Origin of the sequence: Streptomyces sp. NPDC053076, assembly GCF_044546845.1 — a bacterium.
Lineage (GTDB): Bacteria > Actinomycetota > Actinomycetes > Streptomycetales > Streptomycetaceae > Streptomyces.
Window position 1 is genome coordinate 590,087 of sequence record NZ_JBITZL010000002.1, and the last position, 19,220, is coordinate 609,306.

At 70.7% G+C, this 19,220-nt stretch carries 18 protein-coding genes; 7 read left to right on the forward strand and 11 right to left on the reverse strand.

From position 1 onward, the window contains the following. Nucleotides 1-4: 4 nt before the first annotated feature. From ACIGYR_RS09900 to ACIGYR_RS09920, 5 genes are all read right to left on the reverse strand, one after another. Nucleotides 5-940, reverse strand: coding sequence for a dihydrodipicolinate synthase family protein (locus tag ACIGYR_RS09900; protein ID WP_391838455.1), 936 nt, complete (start codon nucleotides 938-940; stop codon nucleotides 5-7). 132 nt (nucleotides 941-1,072) lie between these two features. Next, entirely contained in the window at nucleotides 1,073-2,077 is a 1,005-nt protein-coding gene (locus ACIGYR_RS09905) for an oligopeptide/dipeptide ABC transporter ATP-binding protein (RefSeq protein ID WP_399595929.1), read from the reverse strand. Continuing rightward, entirely contained in the window at nucleotides 2,074-4,050 is a 1,977-nt protein-coding gene (locus ACIGYR_RS09910; protein ID WP_399595928.1) for a dipeptide/oligopeptide/nickel ABC transporter permease/ATP-binding protein, read from the reverse strand. The genes ACIGYR_RS09905 and ACIGYR_RS09910 overlap by 4 nt, the downstream gene beginning before the upstream one ends. Next, nucleotides 4,050-5,006, reverse strand: coding sequence for an ABC transporter permease (locus ACIGYR_RS09915; RefSeq protein ID WP_399595926.1), 957 nt, complete (start codon nucleotides 5,004-5,006; stop codon nucleotides 4,050-4,052). Before ACIGYR_RS09915 ends, ACIGYR_RS09910 begins: the two co-directional genes overlap by 1 nt. Before the next feature lie 4 nt (nucleotides 5,007-5,010). After that, nucleotides 5,011-6,633, reverse strand: coding sequence for an ABC transporter substrate-binding protein (locus ACIGYR_RS09920; RefSeq protein ID WP_399595924.1), 1,623 nt, complete (start codon nucleotides 6,631-6,633; stop codon nucleotides 5,011-5,013). A gap of 687 nt (nucleotides 6,634-7,320) precedes the next feature. Between ACIGYR_RS09920 and ACIGYR_RS09925 the strand changes: the two genes are divergently transcribed. Genes ACIGYR_RS09925 through ACIGYR_RS09940 form a run of 4 tightly spaced genes read left to right on the forward strand, consistent with a single transcriptional unit; the run spans nucleotide 7,321 to nucleotide 10,553 of the window. Further along, on the forward strand, nucleotides 7,321-7,536 hold the full coding sequence (locus ACIGYR_RS09925) for a hypothetical protein (protein WP_391838463.1): 216 nt from the start codon (nucleotides 7,321-7,323) through the stop codon (nucleotides 7,534-7,536). Between the two features lie 29 nt (nucleotides 7,537-7,565). Continuing rightward, nucleotides 7,566-8,312, forward strand: coding sequence for a DNA repair protein RecO (gene recO / locus ACIGYR_RS09930; protein ID WP_391838464.1), 747 nt, complete (start codon nucleotides 7,566-7,568; stop codon nucleotides 8,310-8,312). A 26-nt stretch (nucleotides 8,313-8,338) separates the two neighbouring features. Next, on the forward strand, nucleotides 8,339-9,187 hold the full coding sequence (locus ACIGYR_RS09935; protein ID WP_391838465.1) for an isoprenyl transferase: 849 nt from the start codon (nucleotides 8,339-8,341) through the stop codon (nucleotides 9,185-9,187). A gap of 40 nt (nucleotides 9,188-9,227) precedes the next feature. Next, nucleotides 9,228-10,553 (forward strand): histidine-type phosphatase, encoded by a 1,326-nt coding sequence (locus tag ACIGYR_RS09940; protein ID WP_399595921.1) that lies wholly within the window; start codon nucleotides 9,228-9,230, stop codon nucleotides 10,551-10,553. Nucleotides 10,554-11,032: 479 nt separating this feature from the next. Here ACIGYR_RS09940 and ACIGYR_RS09945 read toward each other — a convergent pair whose 3' ends face one another. The 4 genes from ACIGYR_RS09945 to ACIGYR_RS09960 are packed head-to-tail and all read right to left on the reverse strand — an operon-like array spanning nucleotide 11,033 to nucleotide 14,155. Continuing rightward, nucleotides 11,033-11,443: a Fur family transcriptional regulator gene (locus ACIGYR_RS09945; RefSeq protein ID WP_391838468.1), complete on the reverse strand. Its 411-nt coding sequence runs from the start codon at nucleotides 11,441-11,443 to the stop codon at nucleotides 11,033-11,035. A 59-nt stretch (nucleotides 11,444-11,502) separates the two neighbouring features. Then, on the reverse strand, nucleotides 11,503-12,405 hold the full coding sequence (locus ACIGYR_RS09950) for a metal ABC transporter permease (protein ID WP_399595919.1): 903 nt from the start codon (nucleotides 12,403-12,405) through the stop codon (nucleotides 11,503-11,505). Then, a complete protein-coding gene (locus ACIGYR_RS09955) occupies nucleotides 12,405-13,175 on the reverse strand; it encodes a metal ABC transporter ATP-binding protein (RefSeq protein WP_391838471.1) in 771 nt (256 codons plus the stop codon). The genes ACIGYR_RS09950 and ACIGYR_RS09955 overlap by 1 nt, the downstream gene beginning before the upstream one ends. 17 nt (nucleotides 13,176-13,192) lie before the next feature. Beyond that, complete coding sequence (locus tag ACIGYR_RS09960; RefSeq protein WP_399595918.1) at nucleotides 13,193-14,155, reverse strand: metal ABC transporter substrate-binding protein; 963 nt, start codon at nucleotides 14,153-14,155, stop codon at nucleotides 13,193-13,195. 160 nt (nucleotides 14,156-14,315) lie between these two features. Here ACIGYR_RS09960 and ACIGYR_RS09965 point away from each other — a divergent pair, with 160 nt between their 5' ends. Continuing rightward, a complete protein-coding gene (locus ACIGYR_RS09965) occupies nucleotides 14,316-15,698 on the forward strand; it encodes a glycine--tRNA ligase (RefSeq protein ID WP_391838475.1) in 1,383 nt (460 codons plus the stop codon). Between the two features lie 139 nt (nucleotides 15,699-15,837). On the opposite strand, the gene ACIGYR_RS09970 is transcribed toward ACIGYR_RS09965, so the two are convergent. Further along, a complete protein-coding gene (locus ACIGYR_RS09970; protein WP_399595916.1) occupies nucleotides 15,838-16,890 on the reverse strand; it encodes a chitinase in 1,053 nt (350 codons plus the stop codon). A 174-nt stretch (nucleotides 16,891-17,064) separates the two neighbouring features. Between ACIGYR_RS09970 and ACIGYR_RS09975 the strand changes: the two genes are divergently transcribed. Continuing rightward, nucleotides 17,065-18,075 carry an aldo/keto reductase gene (locus ACIGYR_RS09975; protein WP_391838478.1) on the forward strand — a complete coding sequence of 337 codons (1,011 nt, stop codon included), beginning with the start codon at nucleotides 17,065-17,067 and terminating at the stop codon, nucleotides 18,073-18,075. Nucleotides 18,076-18,100: 25 nt separating this feature from the next. After that, nucleotides 18,101-18,694, forward strand: coding sequence for a TetR family transcriptional regulator (locus ACIGYR_RS09980; RefSeq protein ID WP_399595914.1), 594 nt, complete (start codon nucleotides 18,101-18,103; stop codon nucleotides 18,692-18,694). On the opposite strand, the gene ACIGYR_RS09985 is transcribed toward ACIGYR_RS09980, so the two are convergent. Next, entirely contained in the window at nucleotides 18,681-19,175 is a 495-nt protein-coding gene (locus ACIGYR_RS09985) for a hypothetical protein (RefSeq protein ID WP_399595913.1), read from the reverse strand. The genes ACIGYR_RS09980 and ACIGYR_RS09985 overlap by 14 nt on opposite strands. Nucleotides 19,176-19,220: the final 45 nt, after the last annotated feature.

A 19,220-nucleotide genomic window follows, 5' to 3' on the forward strand; every position in this document is an offset into this window, starting at 1 on the left:
CGCTTCAGCGCCGGCGGGCACCCGAACCGAGCAGCCCGGCCGCGGCCAGGAACTTGCCGACCCGCTCGACCTCCTCGCCGGACAGCGGCACCTGCGGCTCGGCGGTCACCGGGCAGTCGATGACACCCCGCAGATGCAGGGCCGCCTTGAACGCGCCCAGCGCCGCCGAGCTGCCGCCCATCCGCGCCGGGGCGCCGGCACCGACGATCCCGAACAGGGCGCACAGCCGCTCCTGTTCGGCCCGCGCGCCCTCCCAGTCGTCCGCCCGGCACTGGCGGTAGAGGCGCACGTAACCGTGCGGGTCGACGTTGGCCAGACCCGGCACGGCCCCGTCGGCACCCAGCGCCAGGGCGGAGTCGGCCACCAGCTCGGAGCCGGTCAGCACGCTGAACCCGGGGTGGGTACGGGCACCCGTGACGATGTCCCGGAAGGCCGCCAGGTCCCCGCTGGAGTCCTTGATCCCGGCCAGTACGCCGTCCCCGGCCAGGCCCAGCACCAGATCGGCGGGGAGCTTGGTGTGCACGGCGACGGGGATGTCGTAGGCGATCACCGGGACCGGGCTGGCGGCGGCGATCCGGCGGTAGTGGTGGACGATCTCCGAAGGATGGGTGCGGGCGTAGAACGGAGCGGTGACGACGACGGCCTGCGCGCCGGCCGCGGTGACCGCCGAGACGTGCTCCAGGACCCGCGGGGTGGTCATGTCGATCGCACCCGCGAGGACGGGCAGCTGACCGCCCACGTGCGCGGTGACGGCCTCCACCACCCGCCTGCGCTGCCCGTCCGTCAGGAAGGCCGCCTCCGAGGTCGAGCCGAGCAGGAACAGCCCGTGCACCCCCGCCTCCACCAGAAAGTCCACCAGGCGCAACAGCGAGGGCACATCCACCTCGCGCTCCGGCGTGAGAGGGGTGCAGACGGGCGGGACGACACCGGTGAGCTGCATTGATCTGTTCGCCTCCGTGGCGCTGTGAGCCGATGTCGAGACCGCGACCGTGCTCGGCCCTTCGGGCCTCCGCGCGCTCGCGCTCACGACATCGGCGCGCCTCTCCGGCTCACCGGATGCGGGGAAGGTCATTCAGGGCTCCTGGCGAGCTAGGTCTCGGGTCGACGTGTCCTCCTCCACAGGATGGTGACAACGGTAGCGGTGTCCTGGCTGCGACGCGGCCGAGAAGTCCGGCATCACCCGGGCGCACACCTCGGCGGCCTTCCAGCAGCGGGTGCGGAACGGGCAGCCGCTCGGCGGCCGGGTCGCCGAGGGCACCGGCCCGCTCAGCGGAATCGGTTCGATCGGGTCCAGCAGACCGGGCGTCGCCGAGAACAGGGCACGGGTGTACGGGTGCCGGGCGGCGTCGGTGACCCGGTCGGCCGGGGTCTCCTCCACGATCCGGCCGAGGTACATGGTGATCACCCGGTCGCTCATCCGCCGTACCGTCTGGATGTCGTGCGAGACGAACACCAGGGCGAGGCCGAGACGGTCCTTCAGGTCGAGCAGCAGGTTGAGGATCTGCGCCCGCACCGAGACGTCCAGGGCGCTGGTCGGCTCGTCGGCGACGACCAGCGCCGGGTCCAGGGCGAGCGCGCGGGCGATGGCGACGCGCTGCCGCTGCCCGCCGGACAGCTGCCCGGGCAGGGCGTCGGCCAGCGCCGGAGGCAGGCCCACCAGGGTCATCAACTCCCGGACCCGGTCCTCCCGTTCCGCCCGGGTGCCGCGCTGGTGGACGTCCAGCGGGTCCCGCAGGACACGGCGGACCGTCAGCCGGCGGTTCAGGGCGGTCGACGGGTCCTGGAAGATCATGCCGGTACCCGCGCCGACCGTGGCCCGGCGCTCCGCGGACGACATCGCCCACAGGTCCCGGCCCCCGAACGACACCGTCCCGGAGACCGGCCGCTCGATGCCCACCAGCACCTTCGCCAGCGTCGACTTCCCGCACCCCGACTCGCCGACCACACCGACCGTCTCACCGGCCGCGACGCAGAGATCGGCGCCGGTCAGGGCGTACACCCGGTCCCGCCGCAACAGACCGCCGCTGCGCGCCTTGTGCACGACGTGCGCGTCCCGCACCTCCACGACAGCGGTCACTGCAGGGCCTCCTCGCTCTCCGCGGACGTCAGCTCCACCGCCGGATGGTGGCAGGCGGCCGTGTGGGCCGGGGTGCCCGTGAGAACCGGGGCGGCCCGGTGGCACACCTCGGTGGCGAGCGGGCAGCGGTCGGCGAACCGGCATCCCGCCGGGAAGTCGGCGGGCGCCGGTACGACCCCCTTGATCTGCGTCATCCGCTCCTCGGCCGACTCCAGCGAGAGCACGCTGCCGAGCAGCCCGCGCGTGTAGTGGTGGGCCGGCGCCGCCACCAGGTCCGCGGTCACCCCGGTCTCCACGATCTGCCCGCCGTACATCACCACCACCCGGTCGGTGATGTCGGCGACCAGCGCCAGGTCGTGGGAGACCAGGATCAGTGCGAAGCCCAGCTCCTTACGCAGCCTGAGCAGCAACTCCATGACCTGCGCCTGCACGGTGACGTCCAGGGCGGTGGTCGGCTCGTCGGCGACGATCAGCTTCGGCTCGCGGGAGAGGGCCATGGCGATGAGCACGCGCTGGCGCTGCCCGCCGGACAGCTCGTGCGGATAGCTGCGCAGGGTGCGCTCCGGGTCCAGGCCGACCAGCGACAGCAGTTCCCGCGGGCTGCGGCGGCCACCGCGCCGGACGAGCTGTCTCAGCTGGGCGCGGATGGTCATGGCCGGGTTCAGCGAGGACAGGGCGTCCTGGTACACCATGGCCATCTCGTGGCCGAGCAGCCGCCGCCGCACCCGCATCGGCTCGGCGAGCAGATCCCGCTGCCGGAACCGCACCTGGCCGCTCACCCGGGCGCCCTTCGGCTGGAGCCCCATGACCGTGAGCGCGGTCAGTGACTTCCCGCACCCCGACTCGCCCACCAGGCCGAGCACCTCCCCGGGGTACACCTCGAAGCTGACCCCGGCCACGATGTCGACGCCCCGGTGCCGGCCCGGGAAGCCGATGGCGAGGTTCTCCACGGCGAGCACCGGCTGCCCGCTCCGGCCGGGCAGTGGCCGGGCCCGGGAGCGCAGCCGCCGGGCGGCCTCGGTCAGCCCGGGGAGCGGGAGCACCTCGCCGGTACCGGGCTCGGGCGTCTGAAGCCGGTCCTCCGGCGCCCGCACCTCCCTCGGAGCCGGCGCGGCCCACGCGTCCGACACGCCCTCGGAGAGGACGTTCAGCGACAGCACGGTGAGCAGGATCAGCAGTCCGGGGAAGACGGTCGCCCACCAGCCGCCCGTCAGCACCATGTTCTTGCCGTCGGCGATGACACTGCCCCAGGAGGGGTCCGGGGGCCGTACGCCCGCGCCGATGAAGGACAGCGACGCCTCGAAGACGATGGCCTCGGCGACCTGGACCGTGCAGAACACCAGCACCGGGGCGGCGCAGTTGACGGCCACGTGCCGCAGCACGATGTGCGGGGTACGGGCCCCGATCACCCGTTCCGCCGTGACGTAGTCCTCGCCGTACTGATCCAGCACGTTGGCCCGCACCACCCGCGCCACCGGCGGCGTGAACAGAAAGGCGATCGCGCAGATCAGCACGCCGATCCCGCCGCCGAACACGGCGACCAGCACGGCCGCCAGCGCGATCCCCGGGAACGCCATGACGACGTCCAGGCAGCGCATCACCGTCTCGTCGACCGCCTTGCGGGAGGTGGCGGCGAGCGCCCCGATGACGGCACCGACCACGAGCGCGAGCGTGGTCGCGCCCAGCCCGATGGCCAGCGACCACCGGGCGCCGTACATCAGCCGGCTCAGGATGTCCCGGCCCAGGCTGTCCTGCCCCATCCAGTGCGCGGCGGACGGCGACCCGGTCCCGCCGACCGGGTCCTGCTGGTCGAGCGGGTCGTCCGGCGCCAGCACCGGCGCGAGGACGGCGGCCAGGACGACCAGGGCCAGGAAGCAGACGGCCACCGTCGACGACAGCGGCAGCCGGCGCGGGCCGCGCAGCCGGACGCCGGGCCGGGACAGCCGCTTCGTCAGGCTCGCGCGCGTGACCATCAGCCCGCCCTCAGTCGTGGGTTGACCAGCAGATACAGAATGTCGATGACGAGGTTGACGACGACGAACCCGGTGGCCGTGGTCAGGACGACCCCTTGGACGACGGCCGGGTCGCCGTTCTTCACTGCGTCGATCATCAGCTTGCCCATGCCGGGCAGCGAGAAGATCGTCTCGATCACGACAGCGCCGCCGAGCAGGTAGCCGACCCGCAGACCGAGCACGGTCAGCGGATTGACCAGGGCGTTCCGCAGCACGTTCCGGCCGACGACGACCCGGGGCGGCAGCCCGCTCCCGATGGCCGTACGGACGTAGTCCTTGTCCAGCTCCTCCACCACGGACGTCCTGACGATCCGGGTCAGCTGGGCGGCGACCGGCAGGGACAGGGCGAGCGCGGGCAGGGCCATCGTCTTCAGCCAGCCGGCGACGGAGTCGGCGGGGTTGATGTAGCCGCCGGTCGGGAACCAGCCCCGGTCCACGGCCAGGTACTGGATCATCAGCAGCGCCAGCCAGAACCCCGGCGCGGCGACCCCGACCAGCGAGACGACCCGGATGAACTGGTCCGGCAGCCGGTCCCGGTACACCGCCGCCGTCACTCCGCCGGCCAGCGCCAGCACGACCGCGACGGCGAGGCCGAGGAAGGTCAGCTGGAGGGTGAGCGGCAGGGCGGTGGTGACCTGGTCGACCACCGGGGCACGGGTGAGGGCGCTGGTGCCGAGGTCGCCGTGGAGCAGATCGCCGACGAAGTGGACGTACCGCACCGGCAGCGGGTCCAGCAGCCCGTTGCGCTCCCGGAAGTCGTGCAGCTGCCGAGGGGTCGGATTGGCGCCCTGGAAGAACGCGGACGCCGGGTCGACGTCCGAGAACCGCATCACCAGGAACACGAACAGCACGATGCCGAGGAGCAGCGGCACGAGCAGGGCGGCCCGGCGGAGCAGGATCCGTACGACGGTCGTCATTCCGTCAGATCCACTGGGCCTGGAGGAGGTTGACGCCCGGGTACGGCTGCGCCCTTATCCCGCTGAGCTCGCGCGCGTCCCAGGCGGTCATCAGCTCGTTGTGGACGACCGGGTAGAGCACGGCCTGCTCGGCGACGACATCGACGTAGTCCTGGACCATCGTCTTCTTCTTCGCGGGATCCGGCTCCCGGGTCGCCCGGTCCATGTCCTTGAAGAGCCGCTTGGCGACCGGGTCGCCGGCCCATCGTGTGTACTGCATCCAGAGGTTCTCGGGCCCGTAGTTGTAGTGCATGATCAGGTCGGCGTCGAGCCCGAACTGGTTCGGGTTGGAGGCCGCCGCCACCACCTGGTAGTCCTGCTTCTGGTCCATCTTGGTGAAGACGGCCGTGGTCTCCTGCGGCGCCAGCGTGGTCTCCACGCCGATCGCGTCCCAGGAGGACTTGACGGTCGGCAGACAGTCCACGATCCAACTGACGTTGACCGCGAGGATCTCGACCTTCAGATGCGACACACCGGCTGCCTCGAGCAGCGCCTTGGCCTTGCCGGGGTCGTAGTCGTAGACGGTCCTGGCCCGCCGGTAGCTGGGGTTGCCCTCGTTGAGGAACGAGGACGCGGGCTTCCCGTGCCCCTTCAGCGCGACCCGCACCATCTTCTCCGTGTCGATGGCGTAGTGCAGGGCCTGCCGCACCCGGACGTCGTCGAAGGGCTTGTGCTGGGTGTTGAACATCAGGAAGAGGTTGTTCATCCCGGCGCCGCCGGCCACCCTCAGGCCGCCCTGTTCCAGACGTGCGATGTTGGCGTAGGGGATGTTGTCGGCGATCTGCGCGCCGGCACCGGTCCCGGAGATCTTCGCGACGCGAGGGGCCGCGTCCACGATGGTCAGCCAGTTCATGCGCTTGAAGGCCGGCTTGCGGGGCCCGTTGTAGCCGGTGAACGCCTGGAAGGTGGTGTTCGACTTCGGGTGGTGGGCGGTCTGCCGGTACGGCCCCGAGCCCACGGCCAGCCCCTTGATCGCGTCGTCCCAGGCACCGGGCTTGGAGTAGACGTGCTTCGGCATGATCTTGGCGAGCGTGAGCCGCGACAGCCCGTCCGGGAAGGGGAACTTGAGCACCAGTTCGACGGTGTGTGCGTCGACCTTCCGTACCGACCCCAGCCAGGACGCGAAGAATCCCTTGGCGAGGGTCTGGGTCTTCGGGTCCAGGATCCGGTCGAAGACGAACACGACGTCGTCGGCGGTCACGGGCTTGCCGTCGTGGAAGGTGGCACCGGGGCGGAGGGCGAACCGCCAGCGGGTGGCGCCCGGATCCTTCGGCACCTCGGTGGCCAGCGCCGGATACGGTGCCCGGGTGATCGGATCGGTGTCCAGCAGCCCCTCGTAGATGTGGTTGTTGGCGGCCATCGCGAACGCCGACGCCGTCTGGGTCGGGTCCCAGCTGCCGTCGTTGCCGTAGCCGATGACGGCGGTCAGCGTCCGGTCCTTGCCGCTGCCACCGTTGCCGGTGTCGTTGGTCGACTCCGGTCCGGTGGAACAGCCCGCCAGCAGCGCGCCCGCACCCAGCGCTCCGGCGCCCTTCAGGAACGACCGGCGGCGCGGTGCCGGCACGTCGGGGTTCACGTCGTCGCGCACGGGTCCTCCAGCAGGTGGGTGGGGGAGGGGTGGGAGGTGAGATACGACGTCCTACGTCCTACGTCCGATCGGTAGCGCGACCATAAGAGGGGCTGTGGGGGCGGTCAAGACAGCGCACACGAATGGCCTAGCCGCCAGAGGTCGCACCACTGGAGGCCGGACGGCGGCCCGCACGGCCCGAAAAGCACCGGCGCCCGAGGGGGCCACAGGTGACCCTGACCCCGCTGGACGACACCGCCCCGTACGACGACCTCGACGCACGATGCGCCACCTCCGCCGCTGTAAGCGGCGCCTCTTCAACCCCGCGCCGAAGAACTCCCGGACCGGCTGCCGTGAACCGCTGGCCATAGCCAATCCCCGTGCTCCGCCATGCACTTGTAGGGCGCAGACACCTGTCGAGTGTAGACGCGGAGCGTCACTCTGGATGCACGAAGCGTGAAACCCGGACGGGAAGGGGAGCAGGGTGAAGGCGCGACGTACCACCCATGCGGCGCTGTGTGTCGAAGAGGCGGAGGAAACGTTGAGAGAATTGCGGTCGGCTCTCGAAAAGGCCGGAGTCGTTCTCCCGTCACGGGGGCTCGACCAGGTGAGTCTCGCGCGAGAGGCGCCCTGCCCGCCCGTGGAATCGGGACGCTGTTCCGTTACGACCGCACGCCGACTCGCGGCGGCGCCGGCGGGGGTGGCGCGGTGAAGCATGCCGTCGGCAGCCATGTGATGGACACCTGTACCGGCAAGGTCGGCATCGTCATGGGGCACGAGGGGCCGTACGTGCAGCTGAGACCGTACGGCGGCGGGCGGGAATGGGACGCCGAGCCGGGGGCGCTGCGCGGTGCCACCCCCGCCGAGCGGCTGAGCGCGGCGACCGCGTACGCCAACGCCCGCAGCCGCGGAGAGGCGCTCTAGCCACTCCCGCCATGGGCGAGAATGATGCCATGAGTCTGTTCCGCGACGACGGCATCGTGCTGCGCACCCAGAAGCTGGGTGAGGCGGACCGGATCATCACGCTGCTCACGCGCGGTCACGGCCGGGTACGGGCCGTGGCACGCGGGGTGCGGCGGACCAAGTCGAAGTTCGGAGCCCGGCTGGAGCCCTTCTCGCACGTGGACGTGCAGTTCTTCGCGCGCGGGAGCGAGCTGGTCGGGCGTGGTCTGCCGCTGTGCACACAGAGCGAGACGATCGCTCCGTACGGCGGCGGGATCGTCACCGACTACGCGCGGTACACCGCCGGCACGGCCATGCTGGAGACGGCCGAGCGGTTCACGGACCACGAGGGCGAGCCGGCCGTCCAGCAGTACCTGCTGCTGGTCGGGGGCCTGCGGACGCTCGCCCGGGGCGAGCACGCTCCCCACCTCGTCCTCGACGCCTTCCTGCTGCGCTCCCTGGCCGTCAACGGGTACGCGCCCACCTTCACCGACTGCGCGAAGTGCGGGATGCCCGGCCCGAACCGGTTCTTCTCGGTCGCCTCCGGAGGCTCCGTCTGCGTCGACTGCCGGGTGCCCGGCAGTGTCGTACCGTCCCCGCAGACCCTGGTGCTGCTGGGGGCGCTGCTTACGGGAGACTGGGAGACGGCGGACGCGTGCGAGGCGCGGTACGTCCGCGAGGGCAGCGGGCTGGTGTCCGCCTACCTGCACTGGCATCTGGAGCGCGGGCTGCGCTCCCTCCGGTACGTAGAGAAGTAGTCCACGGTCGAGGAGACGAGAAGCACATGGTCGTACGCGGGATCCTGGGGCGCCAGCGGCGCGAGTACAAGGCGCCGGAGCCGCATCCGTCCGGTGCCCGCGCGCCCAAGCTCCCGGGTGAGCTGGTGCCGAACCACGTCGCGATCGTCATGGACGGCAACGGGCGCTGGGCGAAGGAGCGCGGCCTGCCGCGCACGGAGGGGCACAAGGTCGGTGCGGAGCGGGTGCTGGACGTGCTCCAGGGCTCGATCGAGGTCGGTGTGCGCAACATCTCGTTGTACGCCTTCTCCACCGAGAACTGGAAGCGTTCGCCCGACGAGGTCCGCTTCCTGATGAACTTCAACCGCGACTTCATCCGCAAGACGCGGGACCGGCTCGACGAGCTGGGGATCCGGGTGCGCTGGGTGGGCCGGATGCCCAAGCTGTGGAAGTCGGTCGCCAAGGAGCTTCAGGTCGCCCAGGAGCAGACCAAGGGCAACGACCTGCTCACCCTGTACTTCTGCATGAACTACGGCGGGCGCGCCGAGATCGCCGACGCGGCGCAGGCCATCGCGGAGGACGTGAAGGCGGGCCGGCTCGACCCGTCGAAGGTCAGCGAGAAGACCATCCAGAAGTACCTGTACTACCCGGACATGCCGGACGTCGACCTGTTCCTGCGTCCGAGCGGCGAGCAGCGCACCTCCAACTACCTTCTCTGGCAGAGCGCGTACGCCGAGATGGTCTTCCAGGACGTGCTCTGGCCCGACTTCGACCGCCGTGACCTGTGGCGCGCCTGCCTCGAGTTCGCCTCCCGGGACCGGCGCTTCGGCGGGGCCGTGCCGAACGAGGAACTGCTCGCCATGGAAGCCGCCATGAAGGGTGATTCCACCTCGTAGCCGCCCGGGGTTCACGCGGGCCGCCGAGGATGCGGGACTCATGAGACGTCTTACCCCTGTCCTCGCCCTCGGCGCCCTGCTGCTCACCGCGCTGCCCGCGCACGCCGTCGACGGCCCCGCACACCGCGAGAGCTACGGCACGAAGGCGCCGTACGCGCCTCAGCAGGACCGGCACGGCTACCAGCGGCCCCCGGCCGGGTTCGCACCGGTCTTCACCGAGAACGTCTCCCGGCACGGGTCCCGGGCGGCCACCGACAGCGAGGACGGGGACCTGATCCTCGCGCTGTGGGACAAGGCCCGGGCCGAGGGGCAACTCACCGGTGCGGGAGAGGAGTTCGGGCCGAAGGTCCGTGCTCTCCAGGTCGCCATGGCGCAGGTCGGCTACGGCAACCTCAGCGGGCGCGGCCGGCAGGAGCTGGCGGAGGCGGCCGTGCGCATGGAGCGGCGGCTGCCGTCGCTGTTCAAGAGGATCGCCGACGACGGGGAGAAGATCGACGTCGTCAGCTCCGGGCAGGGGCGGGCCGTGGACAGCGGCACCGTGTTCGTGCAGTCCCTCGCCGCGGCCGATCCCGAGCTGAAGCCGCTGATCGGGCCGGGCCGCACCGACAGGGACCTGCTGTACTTCCACAAGGCGGCGGGCGGTGCGGCCTACCGGGAGTACATCGAGAACGACCAGCGCCTCAAGGACACCCTGAAGGGCGTCACCGGTCAGCCGCGGACCGCGAAGGCCGCCCGGCGCGTTCTGCGGGGGATCTTCACGGAGTCCTTCGTCGCGCGGATCACGGACCAGGTGGGTGCCGCCCGGGCCGTCTACAACCTGTACGCGATCGCCCCGGCGATGAGCGAGGAGAGCCCGGACGGCGAGGGCTGGGGCATGGAGCGGTACGTCTCCCGCAGGGACGCGGCCTGGTTCGGCTACCTGTCCGATGCCGAGGACTTCTATGAGAAGGGTCCCGGCTTCTCCGGCAGCGACATCACGTACAAGATGGCCGGTGTCCTCCTGGACGACCTCTTCGAGCAGGTCGAGGCCAAGCGGGGCGGTACCGGCGTCCTGGGCGCCGAACTCCGGTTCACGCACGCTGAGGAGATCATTCCGCTGGCCGCGCTGATGGGGTTGCCGGGCAGCACGGAGCCGGCGACGCCGGGGGAGGCGTACACGTACGCCGACAATCCCTGGCGGGGTGCCGCCGTGGCCCCGCTGGGCGCGAACATCCAGTGGGACGTCTTCGCGAAGGGCAGCCGTTACCTGGTCCGCATGCTCTACAACGAGAAGGAGACCGCGTTCAAGGCGGGCTGCCGTCCCATCGCCAAGGGCAGCGCCTTCTACGACCTCGACGAGCTGGAGCGCTGCTTCGGGCGGAGCTGAGCCGGGGCGGCCGGGCGGGGCGGGACGCTCACCCGCGCTCGCGGGGTGCCGCTGCGCCCACCCGTGCCGCCCCAGCGGCACGACTGCCCGCAGCGACACCGCTGCCACGCAACCAACGCTCTGCAACCCCCCAGGAGCGCGACAGCACTACGCAACCAACGGCTCTGCAACCCCCTAGGGGCCCGGGGAACTGCGCGACCGGCCACAACGGACCCGCACTCGGCGACGGTCCGCACCGCCGGCAGCACTACCCAGCCGAGGGTCCGGCAACCCCCTAGGGGCGCGGGGAACTGCGCGACCGGCCACAACGAACCGGCACCCGGCGACGGTCCGCACCGCCGGCAGCACTGCGCAACCAACGGTTCTGCAACCCCCTAGGGGCGCGGGGAACTGCGCGACCGGCCACAACGGACCCGCACTCGGCGACGGTCCACGCCCCCCGGCGCTCACTCGGTGACGGTCCACACCCCCCCTGGTGCTCAATCCGCCGCGCAGTCCGCGCACGTGCCGAAGATCTCCACCGTGTGGGCCACGTTGACATAACCGTGTTCCGCGGCGATGGCCTCGGCCCACTTCTCCACCGCCGGGCCCTCCACCTCCACCGCCTTGCCGCACGTGCGGCAGACCAGGTGGTGATGGTGCTCGCCGGTCGAGCAGCGGCGATAGACCGACTCGCCGTCGGACGTGCGCAGGACGTCGACCTCGCCGGCCTCGGCGAGGGACTGGAGGGTGCGGTAGACCGTGGTCAGACCGACCGAGTCGCCCTTGTGCTTCAGCATGTCGTGCAGATCCTGCGCGCTGCGGAACTCGTCGACCTCGTCGAGGGCCGCCGCCACGGCTGCACGCTGTCGGGTCGCGCGGCCCTTCACGGGCGGTCCAGCGGTCGTCACCGTTGCCTCCTCACGTCTGGCGTCTGCCGGGCCATTGTGCCAGTCCGGGCTGTCCGCGGTCAGACGCCGATCTCCTCCCCGGCCTCCCGCGAAGCCGGAATCGAGCACTCCGCCGGGTCCCCGGCGGGCTCCGCCGCGGCCGCCGCACGGGCGCGTCGCCGGGCCAGCGGGGTGGCCAGCACGGTCAGCGCGATGAACGCGGCGATGGTCAGCAGGACGATCGTGGCGCCGGGCGGGACGTCCTGGTAGTAGGAGGTGATCGTGCCGCTCACGGTCACGGCCACCCCGATCGCCACGGCGATCACGAAGGTGACGGTGAAACTGCGGGTGAGCTGCTGCGCCGCCGCCACGGGCACGACCATCAGCGCGGACACCAGCAGCAGGCCGACGACCCGCATGGCGACCGTGACGGTCACGGCGGCGGTGATGGCCGTCAGCAGGTTCAGGGCGCGCACCGGCAGGCCGGTGACCCGCGCGAACTCCTCGTCCTGACTGACCGCGAACAGCTGGCGGCGCAGGCCCAGCGTGACCAGCAGCACGAAGGCCGCCAGGACGCAGATCGCCGTCACGTCGGACCGGGACACCGTCGACAGCGAGCCGAACAGGTACGAGGTCAGGTTCGCGTTGGAGCCGCCCGGCGCGAGGTTGATCAGCATCACCCCGCCGGCCATACCGCCGTAGAACAGCATGGCCAGCGCGATGTCGCCGCGGGTCCTGCCGTACCAGCGGATCAGCTCCATCAGGACCGCGCCGAGCACGGAGACGGCCGTCGCCATCCACACGGGGGACGTGGACAGCAGGAAGCCGAGGCCGACGCCGGTCATGGCGACGTGCCCGATGCCGTCGCCCATCAGGGCCTGGCGGCGCTGGACCAGGTAGATGCCGACCGCGGGCGCGGTGATGCCGACCAGGACGGCCGCCAGGAGCGCCCGCTGCATGAATTCGTAGGTGAGGAAGTCCATCAGCTCAGCAGTCCCGTGCGGATCGGTTCGGCGCCCGCGGGTGCGTGCGGGTGTACGTGGTCGTGGCCGGGCAGCGCGTGCTGGCCGACCGCCCGTGGGGGCGGGCCGTCGTGCAGCACGCAGCCGTCGCGCAGGACGACCGCCCGGTCGATCAGGGGTTCGAGCGGACCCAGTTCGTGGAGCACCAGGAGGACCGTCGTACCGGCCTCGACCTGCTGCCGCAGCGTCCGTGCCAGCACCTCCTGGCTGGCCAGGTCGACGCCCGCCATCGGCTCGTCCATGATCAGCAGTTCGGGCTCGGCGACCAGTGCGCGGGCGATCAGCACCCGCTGGTGCTGGCCGCCGGAGAGGGCGGTCACCGAGTCCTTGGCGCGGTCGGCCATGCCGACCAGCTCCAGGGCGTGGCGGACGGCCTCCCGGTCGGCCTTGCGGAAGAGGCCGAAGCGGGTGCGGGAGAGGCGGCCCGAGGAGACGATCTCGGTGACCGTCGTCGGGACGCCGCCCGCGGCGGTCGTCCGCTGCGGTACGTAGCCCACGCGGGCCCAGTCCCGGAAGGACCGGCGCGGGGCACCGAACAGCTCGACCGTGCCGCCACTGACCGGCACCTGGCCGATGATCGTGCGGACCGCCGTGGACTTGCCGGAGCCGTTCGCGCCCAGCAGCGCGACGACCTCGCCGCGGCCGACGGTGAGGTCGATGCCGCGCAGGACGGGGCGCGCGCCGAGTTCGGCGGTCACCTTGCGCAGGGTGATGACGGGTTCGCCGGTCATCTTCTCTCCCGTGCCGCTCACTTGGCGCCCAGGGCTTTCCGGAGGGCCTTGAGGTTGGCCTCCTGGACCGCGAAGTAGTCCTTGCCGCGGGACGTGCCGGTGATGCCCTCGATCGGGTCGAGGACGTCGGTCCTCAGGCCCGCGTCGCCCGCGATGGTCCGGGCGGTCTTGTCGCTGACCAGCGTCTCGTAGAACACGGTGCTGACGCCGTCGGCCTTGGCCATGCTCTCCAGCTCCCGGACCCGGGCGGCGCTCGGCTCCGACTCGGGGTCGAGGCCGCTGATGGCCTCCTCGGTGAGGCCGTAGCGCTCGGCGAGGTAGCCGAAGGCGGCGTGCGTGGTGACGAAGACCTTGCTCTTGGTGTGCGCGAGTTCCTGCTTGAACCGGAAGTTCAGGGCGTCCAGCTCGCCGACCAGTTTCACGGTGTTCTTCCGGTAGTCGGCCGCGTGCTCGGGGTCGGCCTTCTCGAAGGCCGTGCCGACGCCCTGGGCGACCTGGGCGTACCGCTGGGGGTCGAGCCAGATGTGCGGGTCCTTGCCGCCCGCCCCTTCCTCGCCGTCGTGGGTGTCGTGCTCGGCGACGTGGCCGCCGACCTCGTTGCCGTGGTTCTCCAGTGTGGTCAGGGAGGCCGCGTCGATCTTCGTCTCGACCGGGGACTGGGCCACGGCCTCGTCGACGGAGGGCTGGAGGCTCTTCAGGTACAGGACCGCGTCGGACTCCTCCAGCGCGGCGATCTGCCGGGGGCTGATCTCCAGGTCGTGCGGTTCCTGGCCGGGGGAGGTGAGGGTGGTGACGTGGACGTGGTCCCCGCCGATCCGCTCGGCCAGGAAGGCCATCGGGTAGAACGACGCGACGACGTCGAACTTGCTGGTGTTGGCCGCTGCCGCGGTGTCCCCGGAGCACGCGGTGAGCGTGCCGGTCCCGAGCGCGGTGACCGCGGCTACCGCGGCGGCGGGTATGAGGCGTCGTCGTACGTTCATGACAGTCATTTTCAACAAATATGGAAACCGTTGTCAACAACGCTCGTCAGGCGGTCTGAGCGGGGGCCGATTTGGTCGTGGGGGAGCCTGCGCCGGTAACCTGAATCATTCGCTGGAAGCATCTCGCTTCAACGCCCGTCGTCGTAATGAAGAGAGCACCGTGGCCGCCGACAAGATCGACACCATCGTCAGCCTGAGCAAGCGCCGTGGCTTCGTTTTCCCGTGCAGTGAGATCTACGGCGGACAGCGTGCCGCCTGGGACTACGGACCCCTGGGTGTCGAGCTCAAGGAGAACATCAAGCGCCAGTGGTGGCGCTACATGGTGACGTCGCGCGAGGACGTGGTCGGTATCGACTCGTCCGTCATCCTGGCCCCCGAGGTCTGGGTCGCCTCCGGCCACGTCGCCACTTTCACGGACCCGCTGACCGAGTGCACCTCGTGCCACAAGCGGTTCCGCGCCGACCACCTGGAGGAGGCGTACGAGGAGAAGAAGGGCCACGCCCCGGCGAACGGCCTGGCGGACATCAACTGCCCGAACTGTGGCAACAAGGGCCAGTTCACCGAGCCCAAGCAGTTCTCCGGTCTGCTCTCCACCCACCTCGGCCCGACCCAGGACTCCGGCTCCGTGGCGTACCTGCGCCCGGAGACCGCCCAGGGCATCTTCACCAACTTCGCCCAGGTGCAGACCACTTCGCGCCGCAAGCCGCCGTTCGGCATCGCCCAGATGGGCAAGTCCTTCCGCAACGAGATCACGCCGGGCAACTTCATCTTCCGCACCCGCGAGTTCGAGCAGATGGAGATGGAGTTCTTCGTCAAGCCGGGCGAGGACGAGCAGTGGCAGGAATACTGGATGGAGCAGCGCTGGAACTGGTACCGGGGCCTGGGTCTCCGTGAGGAGAACATGCGCTGGTACGAGCACCCGAAGGAGAAGCTCTCCCACTACTCCAAGCGCACCGCCGACATCGAGTACCGCTTCCAGTTCGGCGGCAGCGAGTGGGGCGAGCTGGAGGGTGTCGCCAACCGCACCGACTACGACCTCGGTGCCCACTCCAAGGCGTCCGGCCAGGATCTCTCCTACTTCGACCAGGAGGCCCAGGAGCGCTGGACGCCGTACGTCATCGAGCCGGCGGCGGGCGTCGGCCGCACCATGCTGGCCTTCCTGCTCGACGCCTACGTCGAGGACGAGGCGCCGAACGCCAAGGGCAAGATGGAGAAGCGGACCGTCCTGCGGCTCGACCACCGTCTGGCCCCGGTGAAGGTCGCGGTGCTCCCGCTGTCCCGGAACCCGGAGCTGTCCCCGAAGGCCAAGGGTCTCGCGCAGGCGCTGCGGCAGAACTGGAACATCGAGTTCGACGACGCCGGCGCCATCGGCCGCCGCTACCGCCGCCAGGACGAGATCGGTACGCCGTTCTGTGTGACCGTCGACTTCGACACGCTCGAGGACAACGCCGTCACCGTGCGTGAGCGTGACTCGATGAAGCAGGAGCGGGTCTCGCTGGACCAGATCGAGGGTTACCTGGCCCAGCGCCTCGTGGGCTGCTGACCTCGGCTGCCCTTGCCGCCCCGGGGGCTCCGCCCCCGGATCACCGGCCGACGCCCACCCTCCATCCGACTCGGTCGGCTGGAGGGTGGGCGCTTTGCGTGGGGTGGTGTGCGTCGGAAGAGGCGCGGTCCGCCGCGGGTCAACGGCCCTGCAGCGCCTTGACGTTGTCGCCGAAAGTCCAGTTCTTCGAGCCGTCCCAGTTGACGGACCAGGTCATCAGGCCCTTGAGTGACGTGCCGTAGTGCTTCCACGCCTGGGAGACGAGGGACGGGGACATGTAGCCGCCGCCCGCGCCGGGCTGCGCGGGCAGGCCCGGGACCTGCTTGTCGTACGGCACCCTGACCGTGGTGCCCTGGACCACGAGTCCCTTGTTCAGGCAGTCGGTCTGCGCGGTGAAGCCCTGCACCGTGCCGGCCGAGTAGGAGTCGCCGGAGCAGCCGTACATGCTGCCGTTGTAGTACTGCATGTTCAGCCACCACAGGCGGCCGTTGTCCGCGTACTTCTTGACGACCGGCAGGTAGGCGCCCCAGATGGAGCCGTAGGTGATGCTGCCGCCGGTCACATAGGCCGTCTCGGGGGCCATCGTCAGGCCGAAGTTCGACGGCATCTGCGCGAGGACCCCGTCGATGATGCGGATCAGGTTGGCCTGGGACGCGGACAGCTGGTTGATGTTCCCGCTGCCCGTCAGGCCCGTCTCGATGTCGATGTCGATGCCGTCGAAGTTGTACTTCTTCAGGATCGGGACGATCGTCGCGACGAACCGGTCGGCGACGGCCGAGGACGACAGGTCGATGCCGGCCGCAGCGCCCCCGATGGAGAGCAGGATCGTCTGGCCGGACGCCTTGGCCGCGCACATCTCGGCGGGCGTGGCCACCTTCACGCCGGCGTCCATGCCGTCCTCCCACAGCGCCGTGCCGTCGGAGCGGATCACCGGGAAGGCCGCGTCGATCACGTTGTAACCGTGGGCGGGGAGGCGGGAGTCGGTGATCGGGGTCCAGCCGAAGGGCGGGTGGACGCCGTTGGCGGAGCCGTCCCAGTTCTCCCAGTAGCCCTGGAGCACCTTGCCCGCGGGCCGCGACTTCACCGCACAGGTGGCGGCGGCGGAGGCGGCGGGCGCGGTGGCGATCGCGAGCGGGGCGAGCGCGGCGGCGGTGAGGGCTGCGGTGAGCAGGCGCAGGGTGCGACGGAGCATCGGGCCTCCCGGTGGGGAATCGGTGAGGTGTCGTAGGCATGACAGTTCTTGGGCTTTCCCGCACAGTGCTCTGGTCCAGACCTCTCGTCAAGAGGTCTGGACCATTCTGTATGGATGACGAAGATGGAATGACAGATATTGAAATCTGTCAGCTGTCATGTCAGAGTGGGGGGCATGACGATGCGAACCCGAACCCTCGGAACCACCGGCCCCCAGGTCTCCGCCCTCGGCCTCGGCTGCATGGGCATGTCCGGCATGTACGGCGAGACGGACCGCGCCGAGTCGGTCGCCACCGTGCACGCCGCCCTGGAGGCCGGCGTGACCCTGCTCGACACCGGCGACTTCTACGGCATGGGCCACAACGAACTGCTGATCGGCGAGGCGCTGCGCACCGCCCCCGCCGCCCGGCGCGAGAACGCGGTGATCAGCGTGAAGTTCGGCGCCCTGCGCGACCCGGCCGGCGACTGGTCCGGCTTCGACGGGCGCCCGGCCGCCGTGAAGAACTTCGCCGCCTACTCCCTCCAGCGCCTCGGCGTCGACCACATCGACATCTACCGCCCCGCCCGGCTCGACCCGGACGTGCCGATCGAGGAGACCGTCGGCGCGATCGCCGAACTGGTCGAGAAGGGGTACGTCCGGCACATCGGCCTGAGCGAGGTCGGCGCGGACACCATCCGCCGGGCCGCCGCCACCGCCCCGATCGCCGACCTCCAGATCGAGTACGCGCTCATCTCCCGCAGCCCCGAGCGGGAGATCCTGCCCACCCTCCGCGAGCTGGGCATCGCCGTCACCGCGTACGGTGTGCTCTCCCGCGGGCTGATCTCCGGCCACCTCACGGCCGGCCGTCAGTTCGCCGCGCACGACTTCCGCGCCCACTCGCCCCGCTTCCAGGGCGACAACCTCCAGCACAACCTCACGCTGGTCGAGTCCCTGCGCAAGGTCGCCGAGCAGAAGGGCGCCACGGTCGCCCAGATCGCCATCGCCTGGGTGCTCTCCCGGGGCGAGGACATCGTGCCGCTGGTCGGCGCCCGCACCCGCGAACGGCTCCACGAGGCCCTGGGCGCCGTGGACGTGACCCTGGACGCGGCCGACCTCGCCGCCGTCGAGGCCGCCGTACCGGCGGACGCGGCGGCCGGCGAGCGGTACGCCCCCGCCCAGATGGCCATGCTCGACAGCGAGCGCTGATCCCGGTGCCGGGTACGGTCTAGGCATGCCACCGACCAGCGAGACCCTGACCGCCGAGCGCATCCTCGAAGCCACCGAGGAGGTGCTGCGCCGCCACGGCCCGGCCAAGGCCACCGTGGTCGACGTGGCCCGTGCGCTCGGCGTCAGCCACGGCAGCGTCTACCGGCACTTCCGGACCAAGGCGGCGCTGCGCGAGGCGGTCACCAAGCGCTGGCTGGACCGGACCTCGCAGAAGCTCGCCGGGATCGCCCTCGCCGAGGAGCGCGACCCGGAGCTGCGGCTGCGGGACTGGCTCACCGCTCTGTTCGCGGCCAAGCGGCACAAGGCGGGCGACGACCCCGAGCTGTTCGCCACCTACACGGTGCTCACCGACGAACTCGGGGGCGTGGTCTTCGAGCACATAGCGGATCTCACCGGCCAGCTGGCCCGGATCATCGCCGCGGGAGCCGGGTCGGGCACCTTCAGGGTGTCCGACCCGGCCACCGCCGCGCGCGCCGTCTTCCAGGCCACCGGCCGCTTCCACGACCCCTGCTACGCCCGGGAGTGGACCAGCCCCGGTATCGAGGAGGAGTTCACGGCAGTGGTGGACCTGGTGGTGCGGGGGCTCAGTGCACCCTGACGGTGACGGTGGGCGAATAGACCTTCCCGGCCTTGGTCACGCTCGCGACCCGCAGATGCTCGGTGCCCTTGGTGTTCAGCTTGGCCAGCAGGGCGTACGAGCTGCCGGTCTTGACCTTGGCGGTCGCCTTCAGGGACGTCCACTTGCCGGACTTCTCGTGCTGGAGCACCAGCGGGCTGCCCACCTTCAGACCCTTGGTACGTCCGATGATCTTGACCTGGCCACCGGCCTTCACCGAGGACTTGTCGGCGCGGGCGCTGATCGAGGCGGCGCCCGTGGAGCTCGGGCTCGGGCTGGTGTTCGTGACGTTCGGGCTCGGGCTGGTCTTCGTGGAGCTCGGGCTGGGGTTCGTGTTCGTGGAGTTCGGGCTCGGACTCGGGCTTGCGGCGAAGGCCCCGGCCGTCCCGCCGGAGAGCAGCGCCACGCACAGGGCACCGGAGCCGAGCGCACGGCCGTGGCGATGGTGGAGTACGGAGGTCATGTTTCGTCTCCCGTCGCTCGATGAACCTTTCCCAGGCTGGCCCGG